The 16765-nt window shown below is 71.6% G+C and carries 16 protein-coding genes; 9 read left to right on the forward strand and 7 right to left on the reverse strand.

Annotation, left to right across the window (positions count from 1 at the left end; translation table 11 throughout):
- Positions 1-44 precede the first annotated feature (44 nt).
- The 3 genes from aceB to DI005_RS13770 are packed head-to-tail and all read left to right on the forward strand — an operon-like array spanning position 45 to position 3593.
- Positions 45-1619 (forward strand): malate synthase A, encoded by a 1575-nt coding sequence (gene aceB, locus DI005_RS13760; RefSeq protein WP_112271899.1) that lies wholly within the window; start codon positions 45-47, stop codon positions 1617-1619.
- Entirely contained in the window at positions 1619-2824 is a 1206-nt protein-coding gene (locus DI005_RS13765; protein WP_113642332.1) for an aldolase/citrate lyase family protein, read from the forward strand. Before aceB ends, DI005_RS13765 begins: the two co-directional genes overlap by 1 nt.
- Before the next feature lie 13 nt (positions 2825-2837).
- Positions 2838-3593 (forward strand): LamB/YcsF family protein, encoded by a 756-nt coding sequence (locus tag DI005_RS13770; protein ID WP_113642501.1) that lies wholly within the window; start codon positions 2838-2840, stop codon positions 3591-3593.
- A gap of 79 nt (positions 3594-3672) precedes the next feature.
- Here the strand turns inward: DI005_RS13770 and DI005_RS13775 are convergent, their stop codons facing one another.
- The gene (locus DI005_RS13775) at positions 3673-5070 is read right to left on the reverse strand and encodes a PucR family transcriptional regulator ligand-binding domain-containing protein (RefSeq protein ID WP_112271903.1); all 1398 of its coding nucleotides are present in this window, start codon (positions 5068-5070) and stop codon (positions 3673-3675) included.
- 124 nt (positions 5071-5194) lie between these two features.
- Here DI005_RS13775 and DI005_RS13780 point away from each other — a divergent pair, with 124 nt between their 5' ends.
- From DI005_RS13780 to DI005_RS13800, 5 genes are all read left to right on the forward strand, one after another.
- Positions 5195-6058: a xanthine dehydrogenase family protein subunit M gene (locus DI005_RS13780; protein WP_112271905.1), complete on the forward strand. Its 864-nt coding sequence runs from the start codon at positions 5195-5197 to the stop codon at positions 6056-6058.
- The gene (locus tag DI005_RS13785; RefSeq protein WP_112271907.1) at positions 6049-6510 is read left to right on the forward strand and encodes a (2Fe-2S)-binding protein; all 462 of its coding nucleotides are present in this window, start codon (positions 6049-6051) and stop codon (positions 6508-6510) included. The genes DI005_RS13780 and DI005_RS13785 overlap by 10 nt, the downstream gene beginning before the upstream one ends.
- Positions 6507-7841, forward strand: coding sequence for an 8-oxoguanine deaminase (locus DI005_RS13790; RefSeq protein WP_113642333.1), 1335 nt, complete (start codon positions 6507-6509; stop codon positions 7839-7841). The genes DI005_RS13785 and DI005_RS13790 overlap by 4 nt, the downstream gene beginning before the upstream one ends.
- The gene (pucD, locus tag DI005_RS13795) at positions 7838-10129 is read left to right on the forward strand and encodes a xanthine dehydrogenase subunit D (RefSeq protein WP_113642334.1); all 2292 of its coding nucleotides are present in this window, start codon (positions 7838-7840) and stop codon (positions 10127-10129) included. The genes DI005_RS13790 and pucD overlap by 4 nt, the downstream gene beginning before the upstream one ends.
- Before the next feature lie 93 nt (positions 10130-10222).
- Positions 10223-11644, forward strand: a complete 1422-nt coding sequence (locus tag DI005_RS13800) for an NCS2 family permease (RefSeq protein WP_113642335.1) — start codon at positions 10223-10225, stop codon at positions 11642-11644.
- A 59-nt stretch (positions 11645-11703) separates the two neighbouring features.
- Here DI005_RS13800 and DI005_RS13805 read toward each other — a convergent pair whose 3' ends face one another.
- The gene (locus DI005_RS13805) at positions 11704-12252 is read right to left on the reverse strand and encodes a TetR/AcrR family transcriptional regulator (RefSeq protein ID WP_113642336.1); all 549 of its coding nucleotides are present in this window, start codon (positions 12250-12252) and stop codon (positions 11704-11706) included.
- 88 nt (positions 12253-12340) lie between these two features.
- Here DI005_RS13805 and DI005_RS13810 point away from each other — a divergent pair, with 88 nt between their 5' ends.
- Complete coding sequence (locus DI005_RS13810) at positions 12341-13198, forward strand: alpha/beta fold hydrolase (RefSeq protein WP_113642503.1); 858 nt, start codon at positions 12341-12343, stop codon at positions 13196-13198.
- Here DI005_RS13810 and DI005_RS13815 read toward each other — a convergent pair.
- From DI005_RS13815 to DI005_RS13835, 5 genes are read right to left on the reverse strand one after another with little or no spacing between them, the layout of a single operon-like run.
- On the reverse strand, positions 13179-14498 hold the full coding sequence (locus DI005_RS13815) for a nucleobase:cation symporter-2 family protein (RefSeq protein WP_113642337.1): 1320 nt from the start codon (positions 14496-14498) through the stop codon (positions 13179-13181). The genes DI005_RS13810 and DI005_RS13815 overlap by 20 nt on opposite strands.
- A 10-nt stretch (positions 14499-14508) precedes the next feature.
- Positions 14509-15405: a factor-independent urate hydroxylase gene (gene pucL / locus DI005_RS13820; protein WP_113642338.1), complete on the reverse strand. Its 897-nt coding sequence runs from the start codon at positions 15403-15405 to the stop codon at positions 14509-14511.
- Between the two features lie 5 nt (positions 15406-15410).
- Complete coding sequence (gene uraH, locus DI005_RS13825; protein WP_113642339.1) at positions 15411-15734, reverse strand: hydroxyisourate hydrolase; 324 nt, start codon at positions 15732-15734, stop codon at positions 15411-15413.
- On the reverse strand, positions 15731-16204 hold the full coding sequence (gene uraD / locus DI005_RS13830; protein WP_113642340.1) for a 2-oxo-4-hydroxy-4-carboxy-5-ureidoimidazoline decarboxylase: 474 nt from the start codon (positions 16202-16204) through the stop codon (positions 15731-15733). The genes uraH and uraD overlap by 4 nt, the downstream gene beginning before the upstream one ends.
- A gap of 53 nt (positions 16205-16257) precedes the next feature.
- On the reverse strand, positions 16258-16728 hold the full coding sequence (locus tag DI005_RS13835; RefSeq protein ID WP_112271924.1) for a helix-turn-helix domain-containing protein: 471 nt from the start codon (positions 16726-16728) through the stop codon (positions 16258-16260).
- Positions 16729-16765: the final 37 nt, after the last annotated feature.

A 16765-nucleotide genomic window follows, 5' to 3' on the forward strand; every position in this document is an offset into this window, starting at 1 on the left:
AAAACAAGATGATCGTTATCCTGACCAGACTCTGAGGTGTTCGCATGTCTGATGTTCGTGTGCTCGGCGACGCCGTCGAGCGCGGCGACGAGGTGCTGACCGAGGAAGCCCTGCAGTTCCTCGGCGGCCTCCACGACGCCTTCGCGACGACGCGGGACAAGCTTCTCGAGGCTCGCACGCAACGCCGCGAGGAGGCCAAGCGCACCGGAAAGCTGGACTTCCTGCCGGAGACGAAGGAGGTCCGCGAGTCGGAGTGGCAGGTCGCCGAGGCGCCCGCCGCGCTGCGCGACCGCCGGGTCGAGATCACCGGTCCCACCGACCGCAAGATGACGATCAACGCGTTGAACTCCGGCGCGAAGGTGTGGCTCGCCGACTTCGAGGACGCCAACACCCCGCACTGGGTCAACGTCGTCTCCGGGCACGTGAACCTCTCCGACGCGATCAGGGGCACGATCGAGCTCGACTCGAACGGCAAGCACTACCAGCTGCGCGACGACATCGAGCACGCCACGATCGTGGTCCGCCCGCGCGGCTGGCATCTCGACGAACGCAACATCGAGATCAACGGCCGTCCTGCCGTGGGCGCGCTCGTGGACTTCGGCCTGTACTTCTTCCACAACGCGAAGGAGCTGCTCAACCGGGGCCGGGGCCCGTACTTCTACCTGCCGAAGATGGAGAGCCACCTCGAGGCACGGCTGTGGAACGACGTGTTCACCCATGCCGAGAAGACGCTGGGCATCGAGCACGGCACCATCCGCGCCACCGTGCTGATCGAGACGATCCCCGCCGCGTTCGAGATGGAGGAGATCCTCTACGAGCTGCGCGAGCACGCCTCGGGCCTCAACGCGGGCCGCTGGGACTACCTGTTCAGCATCATCAAGTACTTCCGCGACGCGGGCGAGAGGTTCGTGCTGCCCGACCGCAACAGCGTCACGATGACCGCGCCGTTCATGCGGGCCTACACCGAGCTGCTGGTGCGCACGTGCCACAAGCGCGGGGCGTTCGCGATCGGCGGCATGGCCGCGTTCATCCCGAGCAAGGACCCCGAGGTCAACGAGAAGGCGATGGCGAAGGTCCACGACGACAAGGCGCGCGAGGCCGGCGACGGCTTCGACGGCTCGTGGGTGGCCCACCCCGGCATGGTCGAGCTCTGCAAGGAGGAGTTCGACAAGGTCCTCGGCGACAAGCCCAACCAGCTCGACCGGCTGCGTGAGGACGTCTCCGTGACCGCTGACCAGCTGCTCGACATCGCCGCCACCGAGGGCTCGGCGACGATGGGCGGCCTGCGTGGCGCGGTGGACGTCGGCGTCCGCTACATCGCCTCGTGGCTGTCGGGCAACGGCGCCGCGGCCATCCACAATCTCATGGAGGACGCCGCGACGGCGGAGATCTCGCGTTCGCAGGTGTGGCAGTGGGTCCGCAACGGCGTCACGCTCGACTCCGGCGAGACCGTCACCGAGGAGCTGGTGCGCTCGGTGCTGGCCGACGTGCGCGGCGAGCTGGAGGGCGCCATCGACGCCGACACGCTCGCCCAGGCGGTGGAGCTGTTCGAGGAGGTCGCGCTCGCCGAGCAGTTCGCCGACTTCCTGACCCTGCCCGCCTACGAGCGGATCAAGTAATGGCCGCAGGCCGGCTCCCCGGGGAGGTCTACGAGCGGATCGACGCGCGCCTCGCCGAGGCCGACGCGCGCGTCGCGGCCGACTACCCCGGCGAGCCGGCCGGGCGGCAGCCCGTGCACACCGTCTACGTGCCCGCGAATGCCTACCACGCGGGGCTTTCCGCCGAGTGGGGCGAGCGGGCGCTGGCGGTGCTCGCCGAGCACGGGACCACGCTCGGCGTCTCCGCCGACGTGCTCGACCGGGTGCGGGAGAAGCTGCGCACACAGCCGATCGAGGACCTGCGCGTGGACTTCGAGGACGGTTACGGCAACCCCGGTGACGACGCCGAGGACGCCGAGGCCGTGCGGGTGGCAGGGGAACTGGCCGCCGACTCGCCGCCGCCGTTCGTGGGCATCCGGTTCAAGAGCTTCGAGGCGCCGACGCGCAGGCGGGCCATTCGCACGCTGGACAACTTCCTCGGGGAGCTGGGTGAGCCGCCGCCGGGGTTCGTGCTGACGCTGCCGAAGGTGACCGCCGTCGAGCAGGTCGGGGCGTGTGCCGAGGTGCTGGGCGAGCTGGAGAAGGTGCACGGACTCGCGGCGGGCTCGCTGCGGTTCGAGGTGCAGATCGAGACCGCGCAGTCGGTGCTCGGCGGAGACGGGACGGTCGCCCTGCCGCGCATCGTGCGTGCCGCGGGCGGGCGGTGCAGCGGCCTGCACTTCGGCACCTACGACTACAGCGCGGGCCTTGGCATCAGCGGCGCCTACCAGAGCATGGACCACCCGGCCGCCGACTTCGCCAAGGAGCTGATGCAGGTGGCCGCCGCCGGCACGGGGGTGCGGCTCTCCGACGGCTCCACCAACCGCCTTCCCGTCGGCGACGCCGAGGCAGTGCACGGCGCGTGGGCCGAGCACCTCCGGCTCGTGCGGCGGTCGCTGGAACGCGGTTTCTACCAGGGCTGGGACCTGCATCCGCACCAGCTGCCGAGCCGGTTCGCCGCGACGTACGCGTTCTTCCGCGAGACCCTGCCGTCGGCTGCGGCGCGCGTGCGGGACTACGTGCGCAAGACCGAGGGCGCGGTGCTCGACGAGCCCGCCACGGCGCAGGCGCTGGCCGCCTACCTCGTGCGGGGGCTCGACTGCGGGGCCGTCACGCAGGCCGAGGTGACCGAGCTGACGACGCTGGACCGGGCGGCGCTCGACCGGCTGGTGAGGCGCCTACCCTGACGGCGTGACCGACATGGTGATCGACCTCAACAGTGACCTGGGCGAGGGCTTCGGCGCCTGGCCCCTCACCGACGACGAGGCGTTGCTCGACATCGTGACAAGCGCGAACGTGGCGTGCGGTTTCCACGCCGGGGACCCGTCCGTGCTGCGCAAGGTGACCGAGCTGGCGGCCGAGCGCGGTGTGGTGATCGGGGCGCAGGTCGGTTACCGGGACCTCGCCGGGTTCGGGCGGCGGTTCATCGACATGGACCCGCACGAGCTGGTGAACGACGTCCTCTACCAGATCGGCGCGCTGGAGGGCTTCGCGAAGATCGCGGGCACGCGGGTGCGCTACGTCAAGCCGCACGGCGCGCTCTACAACGCCGTGGTGCACCACGCCGAGCAGGCCGCGGCCGTGGTCGACGCCGTCAGGCGGTACGACCCGAGCCTGCCGATTCTCGGCCTGCCCGGCTCCGAGCTGCTGCGGCAGGCCTCGGCCGAGGGGCTGACCGCCGTGGAGGAGGCCTTCGCCGACCGCGCCTACACGCCGGAGGGTCGGCTCGTCTCGCGGCGGCTGCCCGGCGCCGTGGTGCACGAACCGGAGGAGGTCGTGAAGCGCAGCGTCCGGATGGCCACCGACGGCACGGTCGTCGCCACGGACGGCAGTTCCGTCGCCGCGCGGCCGCGTTCCCTGTGCGTGCACGGCGACACGGCCGGTGCGGTTGAGATCGCCCGCCAGGTCCGCAAGGGCCTCCTTGCCGCGGGCGTGGAGGTCCGCCCCTTCGCCTAGCCGGGTGGAGCCAACTGCAGTGAAGGCCACCTTCACTGCGTTGAACGCAGTGAAGGTGGCCTTCACTGCGGACGCTGGGTCAGTTGTCCACTGACAGGGCCAGGTAGACGTCCACCTGCGTGCGGAAGTCCGTGAGGTCGGCGCCGAGCAGCTCGCCCGCGCGCGCGAGCCGGTACCGCAGTGTGTTCACGTGGACGTGCAGGGCCTTCGCCGCCCTGGCGGGCGAGCCGGAGCACTCCAGGTACACGCGAACGGTGCGGAGCAGCTCGGGATGCCCCGCCAGCGGGCCGAGCGTGCGCTCGCGCAGGGCGCGGCGCAGCTCGTCGGGCGCGCCCGCGAGCAGCAGCCGGTGGACGCCGATCTCCTCGCCGGACAGCACGGCCACGCGCTCGGCCCGCCGCGCCGCGGCACCGAGGGCGTGCCTTGCCTCCTCGCTCGCGCCGCGCAGGCCCGGCATCGTGGCCGGCCCGCCGATGCCGATGAGGACGCGACCGCCGCCGAGCCGCTCCAGCGCCCGCGTCGCCGTGGCGGGCCAGTCGGACGGCCAGCCGTCGTCGGCGGGCACGAGCGCGCACGCCTCACCCGCATCGCCGAGCTCACCGATGAACACGGGGCCGCGATGCTCGGCGAGCAGCTCGCCGAGGATGTCGCCCGCGCCGGGAGCGCGGGCCAGCAGCACACGCAGGGGGAGGTCGGCGGGCAGGCCGGTCGCGGCGAACGCCGTGGCCAGCTCGGCCGCACTGCCCGCCGGGTCGGCCAGCAGCGCGAGCAGCGGCGCGGCGACGCGCATGCGGACCCGGCGCACCTCGTCCTCCCGCGCCCTGGCGAGTCCGACGAGGCTCGCCAGCTCCTCGGCGACCTCGGTGAGTCCCGGTCCCAGCTCGGCGCCGACGACGAGCGACCACGGCACGGCGCTGCGCCCACCCACCGGCAGCACCGTGCGTTCCTGCGGAGCGCCGGACGCGCTCGCGGCGACGACGCGGCCGGTCGCAGAGCACACCCAGCAGTCGGCGCCCAGCTCCGTCGCGGCGTGGGTGAGCAGCGTGGGCAGCGAGGCGTCCTCGGCGGCAGCCGACAGCAACCGTTTGCGTGCCCCGCCGGACTCGTCGGCCAGCGCGAGCACCACCCGCTCGGTGACCACGGCGAACGACAGGTCGGCTGGGACCTCCAGCAGCGGCATCCGGTGCCGCTCGCACGCGGCCACCAGCTCGTCGGGGATGCCGCCGGTGTCGGCGCCCGACGCCGCCAGCGCGGCGCACCGGGCGTGAGCGAGCGCGGCGACGAACGGCTCCGCGTCATCCGGCCCACGCCACCAGAGCAGCCCGCTCAGCACGAGTTCGCCCGCCGAGAGGTAGCGGCTCGGATCGGGCAGCTCGGTGCCGTAGATGCGGGTCACCACGCGGTCGAGCAGGTCGCCGCCCGCGCGCAGCCGCATCCGCAGCTCAGGGATCTCCAGCAGGGTTCTCACCAGCGTCATCAGGTTTGTAGGAAAGCACGAAAGCGCCTCGGTGCGCTGCCCCTTCTTTCATGCTCCCGGGCCGTTGCCGCCACCGGCGCCCGGGCGGTGTACTGGGTCACACCCCGATTTCCTGGAGCGTCTCGTGGACTTCCTCCGACCGACCAGCCTCGACGAGGCCCTCGCCATCAAGGCGCAGCGGCCGGACGCGGTGCCGATCGCGGGCGGCACCGACGTCATGGTCGAGCTGAACTTCGACCACCGGCGCCCCGAGGCGCTGCTTGATCTGACCCGTATCGGTGAACTCGCCGAGTGGTCCACTTTGGATGGGACGGTGACCCTCGGTGCTGGCGTGCCGTACGCGCGGGTGATCGACGAACTCGGTGACGCGCTGCCGGGCCTCGCGATGGCGGCGCGCACGGTCGGCTCGCCCCAGATCCGCAACCGGGGCACGGTCGGCGGCAACCTGGGCGCCGCGTCCCCGGCAGGTGACACCCATCCCGTGCTGCTCGCGACCGGCGCGCGCGTGGAGGTCGCCTCCGTGCGCGGGCGGCGGTTCATCGCGGCCGAGGACTTCTACACCGGCGTGAAGCGCAACGCGCTGGAGCCGGACGAGCTGATCACGGCCGTGCGCCTGCCCGCGGCCACGGGAGGGGAGCAGTTCGCGAAGATCGGCACCCGCAACGCGATGGTGATCGCGGTGTGCTCGTTCGCGATCGTGCTCCGGGAGGGACACGTCGGCGCCGCGATCGGCTCGGCGGCGCCCACTCCGCGGCGGGTCGGCGAGGCCGAGAGGTTCCTGCTCGACGAGTTGCCTTGGGACGCGCCCGCGCCGCTGGCCGACTCGCTCAAGCGCCGCTTCGGGGACCTCGTCGCGAGCGCGGCGACCCCGATCGACGACGTGCGCGGCAGCGCCGCCTACCGCACACACGCCCTGTCCGTCCTCGCGCGCAGGACGCTGACGTGGGCCTGGGACGGCTACCGAGGGAGTGTCCTGCAATGCGCCTGAACGTGACGGTCAACGGGGAGCGGCGACAGGCCGACGACGTGTGGGAGGGCGAGAGCCTGCTCTACGTCCTGCGCGAGCGGCTGGGCCTGCCCGGCTCCAAGAACGCCTGCGAGCAGGGCGAGTGCGGCTCGTGCACCGTGTATCTGGACGACGTGCCGGTGTGCTCGTGCCTGGTTGCGGCGGGGCAGGCCGAGGGCCGCGAGGTGCGCACCGTCGAGGGCCTGGCCGAGGGCGACGCGCTCGACCCGGTGCAACAGTCCTTCGTGGACGCGGGCGCCGTGCAGTGCGGCTTCTGCACGCCGGGCCTGGTCGTGGCGGCCCACGACCTGCTCAACCGGGTGCCCGAGCCGAGCGACGAGGAGATCCGCGAGGCACTGGCCGGAAACCTCTGCCGCTGCACGGGATACGAGAAGATCCTCGACGCGGTCCGGCTGGCGGCGGGTGCCCGATGATCGTCATCGACAACGCCGCGATCGCGACGGTCGACGCGGGCGGCACGGAGTACCGCAGCGGGCACGTCGTCGTGGACGGCGAGCACATCGTGGCCGTGGGAGAGGGACCCGCGCCCACCACGGATGGCAGGCGCGTGGACGGCAGCGGCTGTCTCGTCACGCCCGGCCTCGTCAACACCCACCACCACCTGTACCAGTGGGCCACGCGCGGGCTCGCCGCCGACTCGACGCTGTTCGAGTGGCTGGTGGAGCTGTACCCGGTCTGGGGCGGGCTCGACGCCGAGATCACGCACGCGGCCGCCACGGCGGGGCTCGCGCGGCTCGCGCTCACCGGCTGCACGACCGTGGCGGACCACCACTACGTGTTCCCCCGCGATGGCGGCGACCAGGTGGAGGCGCTGGTCTCCGCCGTCACGCGGATCGGCGTGCGCGGGCACCTCGTGCGCGGTTCGATGGACCGCGGCGAGTCCGACGGCGGGCTGCCACCCGACCACCTCGTGGAGGACATCGAGTCGGCCCTGCGCGGCACCGAGCACGCCATCGACACCTACCACGATCCCTCGCCGAACGCGCGGATCCGCATCGCGGCCGGTCCGTGCTCGCCGTTCACGGTCACCGAGCGGCTGATGAAGGAGGCCGCGGAACTGGCGCGGCGCAAGGGAGTCCGGCTGCACACGCATCTCGCGGAGACCCTCGACGAGGAGCGCCAGTGCCTCGCCGAGGTGGGCTGCACGCCCGCCGAGTACGCCGACTCGCTCGGCTGGCTCGGCGACGACGTGTGGCTCGCCCATACCGTGCACCTGGCCCCCGGCGCGATCCGCAGGCTCGGTGAGACCGGCACCGGATCGGCGCACTGCCCGACGTCCAACGGCAGGCTCGGCACCGGCATCGCACCCGCGCGCGAGTTGCTCGAGGCCGGCGCGCCCGTCGGTCTCGGGGTCGACGGCGCCGCGTCCAACGAGTCCGGCGGCCTCGGCGAGGAGCTGCACCAGGCGCTGCTGCAGGCCCGCCAGCGCGGCGGGCCGCAGGCGCTGACCGTGCGGCAGGCCCTGTGGATGGGCACGATGGGCGGCGCGCGGTGCCTCGGCAGGCAGGACGAGCTGGGCTCCCTGGAGCCGGGCAAGCTCGCCGACCTCGCCGTGTGGCGGCTCGACGGCCTTCGTCACGCCGGGATCACCGACCCGGTGGCCGCGCTGGTGCTTGGCGCCGTACCGGCCATCGAGCTGCTGCTGGTGGGCGGCGAGACCGTCGTGGAGCGCGGCGAGCTGCGCACCGCCGACGAGTCCGCGATCGCCACCGAACTGCGTACCGCGAGCGGGAGGCTGCGATGACCATCTCCACCGAGACCACGGGCGTCACCGAGGCGCAGGGCATCGGCGCGAGCCCCGTGCGCCCCGACGGCACGATGAAGGTGCGCGGCGAGTTCGCCTACTCCTCGGACCTGTGGCACGAGGACATGCTGTGGGGCGTGACCCTGCGCAGCCCGCACCCGCACGCGCGGATCACGGGCGTCGACATCGCCGCCGCGCTCGCGGTGCCCGGCGTGTACGCGGTGCTGACCCACGCCGACGTGCCGGGCGTGAACCGCTACGGCCTCGAACACCCCGACCAGCCCGTGCTGGCCGAGGACGTCGTGCGCTACCAGGGCGAGCCGATCGCGCTCGTCGCAGCCGACCACCCCGAGACCGCGCGCCGCGCGATGAAACGCATCGAGGTCGGCTACGAGGTGCTCGAACCGGTCACCGACTCCGAGGCCGCCGTCGCGGGGGAGGGACCCGCGCTGCACCCCGGTGGCAACGTGGTGCGGCACGTGCCGATCCGGCGCGGCGAACAGAATGTGACCGCCGACGTTGTGGTCACCGGAACCTACGAGGTCGGGATGCAGGACCAGGCGTTCCTCGGCCCGGAGTCGGGGCTCGCCGTGCCCGCCGAGGACGGCGGCGTCGATCTCTACGTCGCGACGCAGTGGCTGCACGTCGACCAGCAGCAGATCGTCGCCGCGCTGGGCCTGCCGCCGGAGAAGGTGAGGCTGACGCTCGCCGGGGTGGGCGGCGCGTTCGGCGGCAGGGAGGACCTGTCGATACAGGTGCACGCGTGCCTGCTGGCGCTGCACACCGGCAAGCCGGTGAAGATGGTCTACAACCGCGAGGAGTCCTTCTACGGCCACGTGCACCGGCACCCGGCGCGGATGTACTACGAGCACGGCGCCGACCGCGACGGCCGCCTCGTGTACGTGAAGGCGAAGATCTACCTCGACGGCGGCGCCTACGCCTCCACCACCGCGGCCGTGGCCGGCAATGCGGCGACGCTCGGCGTCGGACCCTACGACGTGCCCAACGTGACCGTCGACTGCTGGGGCACCTACAGCAACAACCCGCCGTGCGGGGCGATGCGTGGCTTCGGCGCCGTGCAGGCGGCGTTCGGCTACGAGTCGCAAATGGACAGACTCGCCGAGGCGTGCGGGCTCGACCCGGTGGAGGTGCGGCTGCGCAACGCGATGAGCGAGGGCACCGTGATGCCCACCGGCCAGGTGGTCGACTCGGCGGCGCCCGTGGAGGAGTTGCTGACGAGGCTGCGGGCCATGCCGCTGCCCGCCGAGCGCTCCGGCGAGCTCGACCTGCGGCGCCTGCCCGGCGGGGTCTCCAACACCACCCACGGCGAGGGCGTCATGCGCGGCGTCGGCTACGCGGTGGGCATCAAGAACATCTGCTTCTCCGAGGGCTTCGACGACTACTCGACGGCGCGCGTGCGGCTGGAGGCCGTCGGCGGCGAGCCCGCGGCGACCGTCCAGACGGCGGCGTGCGAGGTCGGCCAGGGACTCGTGACGATCCTGCAGCAGATCATCCGCACGGAGCTGGGCGTGGAGCAGGTGACGATCCTGCCGATGGACACTTCGATCGGCAGCGCGGGTTCGTCGTCGGCATCGCGGCAGACCTACATGACCGGGGGCGCGGTACGCGCGGCGGCACTGAAGGTGCGCGCGGCGCTCGTCGCGCACGCTGCCCGCGTGCTCGGCCATGAGCACACCGAGCTGAGCGTTGCGGGCGGCAAGGTGGTCTCGCGGCACGACGGGGTGCTCGCCGACCTCGTGGACGTGCTCGACGGCGAGGCGTTCGACGAGACCGTGGAATGGCGGCACCGGCCCACCGAGGCACTCGACCCCGAAACCGGGCAGGGCAACGCCCACGTGCAGTACGGCTTCGCCGCCCACCGCGCCGTTGTGGACGTGGACACCGAGCTGGGCCTGGTGAAGGTGGTCGCGCTCGACTGCGTGCAGGACGTCGGCAAGGCACTCAACCCGCAGGCGGTCCTCGGCCAGATCCAGGGCGGTTCGGCGCAGGGGCTCGGGCTCGCGGTGATGGAGGAGATCCAGACGCGGGGCGGCGTCATCCGCAACCCGTCGTTCACCGACTACCTCATCCCGACGGTGCTGGACATGCCGCCGATGCGGATCGAGGTGCTGGAGCTGGCCGATCCGCACGCCCCGTACGGCCTGCGGGGAGTCGGGGAACCCCCGACGATCTCGTCGACACCCGCGATCGTGGCCGCAATCCGCGCCGCGACGGGACTGGCGCTCGACCGGGTGCCGGTGCGCCCGGAACACCTCACCGGTACCTGATTCCACTTCTGTGCCCCGCGGGTGCCCTCACCGGGCACTCGCGGCGGTGCCGCGCGCCCTCGACCACGTACCCACGACGTAGTGGAGTCCGTCATGACGCAGCTGCGCACTGATCGTCCTCACGGCAAACCGGAACCGCGTCTCGACCGGTTCTTCCGCATCTCCCAGCGGGGCAGCACGATCGGCCGCGAGGTGCGCGGCGGAATCACGACGTTCGTCGCGATGTGCTACATCGTGCTGCTGAACCCGCTCATCCTCGGGGCCTCCGCCGACATCACCGGCGCGCGGCTCACCACCGAGGAGGTCACCACGGCCACCGCGCTCGCGGCCGGGGTGACGACCGTCCTCATGGGACTGATCGGCAACGCGCCGCTCGCGCTGGCCGCGGGGCTGGGAGTGAACGGCATCGTGGCGTTCCAGCTGGCACCGGCGATGACATGGGCGCAGGCGTTCGGGCTCGTGGTGGTGGAGGGGTTCTGCATCGTCCTCATGGCCGTCTCGGGCGTGCGGGAGCGGATCATCAACGCGATCCCGGCCGCGCTCAAGACCGCCATCACCGTGGGCATCGGCCTCTACATCGCTCTGGTGGGCCTGGTCAGCGCCGGGTTCGTCACGCGAACACCGGACGCGGAGAACTCCACCGTGCCCGTGCGCATGGGCACCGACGGCCATCTCGCCGGGTGGCCCGTGGTGATCTTCTGCGCCGGGCTGCTGCTGATGATCGTGCTCGTGAGCCGGGCGGTGCCCGGTGCGGTGCTGCTGAGCATCCTCACCGCGACCGTGCTGGCGATCGTCGTCAACAGCGTGTTCGACGTCGAGGGCTGGGGGCTCGTGGAGCCCACCGTGCCCGACCACGTCGTCGCGTCGCCGGACTTCGGCCTGCTCGGGCGGATCGACCTTCTCGGCGGTTTCGCCTCGGCGGGCGTGGTGACGGCGAGCGTGTTCCTGTTCACCCTCGTGTTGTCGGGTTTCTTCGACGCGATGGGCACGATCACGGGAGTGTCGCAGGAGGCGGGCCTGGTGCGCGACGGCAAGGTGGAGGGAATGGGCCGCATCCTCGTCGCCGACGGCATCGGCGCGGTGGCGGGCGGGCTCACGGGCTCGTCGCCGAACACGGTGTTCCTCGAATCGGCGGCCGGGGTGGGCGAGGGCGCGCGCACCGGCCTGGCGAGTGTGGTCACGGGCGGGCTGTTCACGGCGACGCTGTTCCTCACGCCGCTGGCGGCGGTGGTGCCGGCGCAGGCGGCGGCGCCCGCGCTGGTGGTGATCGGCGGCATGATGATGTCGCAGTGCCGCCGGATCCCCTGGCAGGACACCGATGTGGTGATCCCGGTGTTCCTGATCGCGGCCCTGATCCCGTTCACGTACTCGATCACCAACGGCATCGGCGCCGGCCTGGTCGCGTACGTGGTGATCAAGCTCGGCCGGGGCAAGGCGCGGGAGGTCGGCTGGCTGGTGGGCACCCTGGCAGCCGTGTTCCTCGCCTATTTCGCCATGGGCGCCCTCGTCGGCTGACCTGCCCCCAAGGCCACCTTTGTTGCGTTCAACGCAACAAAGGTGGCCTTGGGGGACGGTCAAGAGGGCTGCAGCTCGCGGGCGAGGGTGGCCACCGTGGTGCCCGCGACCCTCAGGGGTTCCGTGTCGCGCAGGGCCCGGCTCAGCACGAAGGCGCCCTCCAGGCTCGTCACCGCGGCGATGGTGAGGCGGCGGGCGTCCTCGGTGGACAGTCCGAACCGCTCGAAGGTCTCCGTGCCCTTGTCGATCCACGCGGTGAAGACGTCGGCGGTGGCCCTGCGCAGGGTCTCGTTGGTGCTCGCGACCTCCAGCGCGACCGTGGCGATCGGGCAGGCGTCGGCGTAGCCGGTCTCGACGAGCGTGTCGGCCGCCGCCGCGAACGCCGCCTCGACGCCGCTGACCGGGTCCGGCGCGGGGGCGATGAAGATGTCGAACAGCTGGCCGTAGAGCATCCCCGACTCGCGGATCACCTCGTCGCCGAGCTGTTCCTTGCCGCCGGGGAAGAAGTGGTACAGCGAGCCGAACGGCGCCTGCGCCTCGGCGACGATCTGCTTGAGCCCGGTGCCGGTGTAGCCGTTGCGCCGGAACAGGTCGGCGCTCGCCCGCATGATGCGTTCCCTCGTACTCGCCACGAGCCCGATCCTAGGCTACTCTCCCAGTAGAGCGATCTATCAAATCGCAGTGGGGGTGGCCGCGATGCCCGAGGTGGAACTGTCGGCGGGTCCGATCGAGTACACCGACACCGGCGGAGACGGGCCGGTGCTCGTCTTCCTGCACGGCGTCACGATCGACTCCACCGTGTGGCGCAACGTCGTCGCCGAGCTGGGCGATAGCTACCGCTGCGTGCGTCCGACCTGGCCGCTCGGCAGCCACCGCAAACCGATGCGACCCGACGCCGACCTGAGCCTGCGCGGGCTCGGCCTGCTGGTCGGTGAGTTCCTGGAGCGGCTTGACCTGCGCGACGTCACGCTCGTGCTGAACGACTGGGGCGGCGGCCAGCTCCTGCTCACCGAGGGCCGCACCGAGCGACTCGCCCGCGTGGTGCTCACCGCGTGCGAGGCGTTCGACAACTACCCGCCGGGCCTGCCGGGACGGATGCTGGCGCTCACCACGAAGGTGCCCGGCGGGCTCAAGGTCCTGTTGTCGCTGCTGCGGTTCCGGTTCGTCCAGCGCGCGCCGGGCGCCTGGGGCTGGATGTCGAAACGGCCGGTGCCCGCCGAGGTGATGCACGGCTGGTTCGAGCCGGCGAGGTCGCGGCCGGAGATCCGCCGCGACCTCGCCCGCTACGGCGCCTCGATGCCGCCGAAGCGCACCCTGCTCGACTGGGCCGAGCGCATGCGCTCGTTCACCGGCCCCGTGCTGGTCGTGTGGGCGACCGAGGACAAACTCATGCCGCGTGAGCACGGCAGGCGCCTCGCTGAGCTGTTCCCCGACGGCAGGCTCGTGGAGGTCGAGGACAGCTACACGCTCATCCCCGAGGACCAGCCCGCGCTCCTCGCCGAGACGATCCGGGAGTTCGTGGTGGACACTCCCGTCATGCGGGCTCGCGACTGAGCTCCGGCTCGCGCACGCGTTTCACCCGGTCGCCGAACACGAGGTTCAGCACCACCGCGGTGATGCAGCCCGCGCTGATACCCGAGTCGAGCACGGTGCGCAGGGCCGAGGGGAAGTGGTCGTAGAACTCCGGCGCCGCGATGGGGATCAGGCCGATGCCGAGCGCGGCGGCGGCGATCGTGATGTTGGCAGGCCGCTCGAACGACGCCTTCGCGAGCGTGCGCACCCCCGCCACCGCGACGCTGCCGAAGAGCACCAGGCCGGCGCCGCCGAGCACGGGCTGCGGCACGAGTGCCACGATGCCGCCCGTCACCGGGAACATGCCGAGCAGCACCAGGATCGCGCCGCTTGCCGCCACCACGTAGCGGCTCACCATGCGCGTCAGCGCCACGAGCCCCACGTTCTGGGCGAACGCCGTGCACGCGAAGCCGCCGAACACGGTGGCGAGCGCGGTGGCGAAGCCGTCGGCCCGCAGCCCGTCCGCCAGCGTCCGTTCGCTCGTCGGCCGTTCGACGATCTCGCCGAGCGCGAGCATGTCCGCGGTGCTCTCGGCCATCACCACGAGCATCACGATCGCCATCGAGATGATCGCCGCCGCCTCGAAGTGCGGCGTGCCGAAGTGGAACGGCGTCGCGATGCCGAACGCGGGCGACTCCGTCAATGTCGATGTGTCGACCTCGCCGAGCGGCCACGCGACGAGCGTGCCCACCACCAGGCCCAGCAGCAGCGCGATCCGGCTCCAGAAACCGGAGAGGAACCGGTTGAACGCGAGCACCGCGACGAGCGTGATGCCGGCCAGCAACAGGCCGGTGCCGTTCGCGGATGGCTGCTGGTTCGCGATCCAGCCGACCGCCACCGGCAGCAGCGAGACGCCGATGAGCGTGATGACGGTCCCGGTCACCAGTGGCGGGAAGAACCGCGTGAGCCGGGAGAAGAACGGCGCGGCGAGCACCACGAGCAGCCCACCCACGAGCGTCGCGCCGTAGACGACGCCGAGCGCGTCGCCTGACCCGTGCTGCTCCACGATCGCGAGCACCGGAGCCACGGTCGCGAACGTGACGCCGTTGACGAGCGGCAGCCGGGCGCCGAACCGCCACACGCCGAGCGTCTGCAGCAGCGTCGCGAGCCCCGCGGTGAACAGGCTCGCGCTGATCAGGAGACTGAGCTGGCCCGGCGAGAGACCCACCGCCGCACCGATGATGAGCGGGGGAGCCACCACGCCGGCGTACATGGCGGCGACGTGCTGCAAACCTCCCGCGAGCAGTTGAGGCAGCGGCGGTTTCCGGTCGACGGGGTGCATCTGAGCCTCCCTAGAAGGCGGGCAGCGTGTACCAGGCGAGCTCGGCGTCCTTCGGGTCCTCGTCGTCGCGCAGCACGGTGCCCTCGATGAGCCCGTACGGCCGGTCGGCGGCGTAGAAGACCTCGTTGTCGTTGGTGAGCCCGAACGGGCCCAGATCCACGAGGAAGTGGTGCTTGTTCGGCAGGGAGAGGCGGACCTCGGCGACCTCGTCCCGCGCCTCGAGTACGGCCTCGCCCATGGCGTACAGGGTCTGCTGCAGCGACAGGCTGTGCTTGGTCGCGAACGTCTCGAGCAGTATGCGGCGGATCTCGGTGAACGAGCCGCTCCAGTCGAGCTCCGTCGAGCGGTAGCGCCAGCGCGCGGTGACGGCGGTCGCCAGTATCCGGTCGTCGGTCTCGGCCAGAGTCGTGTACCTGTCGCGCGGGAAGCCGTGGAACTCCGAGCCCGTGGACTTGAGCACCACGAGGTCCGTCAGTCCCGACACCACCCACGCCCGGTCGTTCTGGATCGTCACCGCGGTGGTGCGCTGCTCGCCGGTCGCCCGCGAGAACGCGTGGTCGTGCGGTCTGCCGCCGACGTCGATGCGGTCCCAGCCGTGCTCGGAGATGAGCACCCTGGCGCCGTTGATCTGCTCGAAGGAGCCGACGAAGTGCCTGCCCAGCCGCAGCGCGAAGTCCTCGATCTCGCCGACGCGCTTCTCCTTGGCGAAGGCGTAGACGGTGTTCTTCTGCGTGTCTGTGGCGACGACGTCGGTGTTGTCGCCGGTGAGATGGGTGCGCTCCAGCCTGCCGCGCAGCGACGTCGACACGGTGAGGTCCTTCAGGTGGTGCACGGGGCCCTCGCGCTCCACGGTGACGAGCCGGACCTCTGCCTTGCCGTACTGGTTGGGGCCCAGACTGATGGCCACGCGGATCAGCTCCCTCGGTAGGTGGAGTAGGCGAACGGGCTGAGCAGTACGGGCACGTGGTGGTGTGCGTGCGGGTCGGTGATGCGGAAACACACCGTGATCTCGGGGAAGAACGCCTCGGGGCCCAGGTAGCCCGCGGTGTCGAAGACGAGCCGGTACACGCCCACGGGCAGCGCCTCCGGGCCGAGTTCGCGCACGCGTCCGTCGTCGTCGGTGCGGTCCTGCGCGAGCGTGGTCCACTCGCCGTCGAGCGCCTCCAGTCGCACGGGAATCCCCGCCGCGGGCCGTCCTCTCGCGTTGTCGAGAACGTGTGTGGTCACGAGGCTCATCCGGCCACCGCCTTCTCCAGTCGCAACCGGGCGATCTTGACCAGTTCCTCACCTGCGATCGCCAGTTCGGTTTCCGGGTCGTTGCCGAGACGCTTCCGCAGAATCTCCAGCAGTTCCTCGCCGCTGCGGCCGCTGGCGCACACCAGGAAAACGTGGCCGAAGCGGTCCTCGTACTCCGCGTTGGCCGCGCGGAACCGGCGCGCCGCCTCATCGTCCACACCGGACTGCTCGGTGCGTGACGCTCCACTCGCCGGTTTCTCGCCGATGCGCGGGTGTTCCGCCATCGCGATGTGGATCTCGTCGGGTCGCAGCACCAGGTTCGTGGCGGCGAGCAGGGCCGACCGATCACCGTAGGGGCGGCCCGCGAGCACGTGCTCCACCCACCTCGGCACCGCGAGGCAACTGGTCAGGAGTGGACGGAGCCGATCGGGATCGGCGGAGTTGAACTCGGTCAGCCGGAGTTCGCTCATTCCGGAGAAGCTAAGGCGAGGAGGAGCCGTGAGTCAACAATTTGTTGAAACGATCAGTGCTCGCGGTTCAGATAGTTGTAGACCGTGAAGCGCGTGACGCCGAGCGTTTCCGCCACCGCGGCCACCGATTTCCTGAGCTGAAAGGCGCCCCGCTCCTCGAGCAGCCGCACCGCTCGCTGCTTGCCGGGCCGGTCCAGCTCCCGCAGTGGGGAGCCGAGTTCGGCCTCCACCTCGCGCACCATCCGGTCGAGCACGCTGCCCGGTTCGGACGGCGTCGCGCCGTTGTCGCCGGGCCGCTGGATGCGCAGCGTCAGGCGCGTCGCGCCGCCGTCGAGTGCGGCCCGCACGATCGCGGGCAGCGCGTCGAGCAGCGCGTCCGCATCCCCCCTCGCCGACGTGCCGAGCGGGCCGAAGTCGGTGCTCAGGCCCGCGTGGCCGGCGGCCCGCATGGCCTCGACCGCGTGCGCGGGCGGCTCCCCCTCGCCCCGGAACGGCTCGCTCGTGAACTCCGCTTCCAGCTCCACGCCTGCAACGTATCTCCCGCCCGGACCGTTGACGAGG

The sequence above is a fragment of the Prauserella sp. PE36 genome (assembly GCF_003311655.1).
GTDB lineage: Bacteria > Actinomycetota > Actinomycetes > Mycobacteriales > Pseudonocardiaceae > Prauserella_A > Prauserella_A endophytica.

Coding starts and splice junctions, on each gene's coding strand:
- aceB (WP_112271899.1), top strand. CDS start 45: ATGTCTGATGTTCGTGTGCTCGGCGACGCCGTCGAGCGCGGCGACGAG.
- DI005_RS13765 (WP_113642332.1), top strand. CDS start 1,619: ATGGCCGCAGGCCGGCTCCCCGGGGAGGTCTACGAGCGGATCGACGCG.
- DI005_RS13770 (WP_113642501.1), top strand. CDS start 2,838: ATGGTGATCGACCTCAACAGTGACCTGGGCGAGGGCTTCGGCGCCTGG.
- DI005_RS13775 (WP_112271903.1), bottom strand. CDS start 5,070: ATGACGCTGGTGAGAACCCTGCTGGAGATCCCTGAGCTGCGGATGCGG.
- DI005_RS13785 (WP_112271907.1), top strand. CDS start 6,049: ATGCGCCTGAACGTGACGGTCAACGGGGAGCGGCGACAGGCCGACGAC.
- DI005_RS13790 (WP_113642333.1), top strand. CDS start 6,507: ATGATCGTCATCGACAACGCCGCGATCGCGACGGTCGACGCGGGCGGC.
- pucD (WP_113642334.1), top strand. CDS start 7,838: ATGACCATCTCCACCGAGACCACGGGCGTCACCGAGGCGCAGGGCATC.
- DI005_RS13800 (WP_113642335.1), top strand. CDS start 10,223: ATGACGCAGCTGCGCACTGATCGTCCTCACGGCAAACCGGAACCGCGT.
- DI005_RS13805 (WP_113642336.1), bottom strand. CDS start 12,252: ATGCGGGCGAGCGCCGACCTGTTCCGGCGCAACGGCTACACCGGCACC.
- DI005_RS13810 (WP_113642503.1), top strand. CDS start 12,341: ATGCCCGAGGTGGAACTGTCGGCGGGTCCGATCGAGTACACCGACACC.
- DI005_RS13815 (WP_113642337.1), bottom strand. CDS start 14,498: ATGCACCCCGTCGACCGGAAACCGCCGCTGCCTCAACTGCTCGCGGGA.
- uraH (WP_113642339.1), bottom strand. CDS start 15,734: ATGAGCCTCGTGACCACACACGTTCTCGACAACGCGAGAGGACGGCCC.
- uraD (WP_113642340.1), bottom strand. CDS start 16,204: ATGAGCGAACTCCGGCTGACCGAGTTCAACTCCGCCGATCCCGATCGG.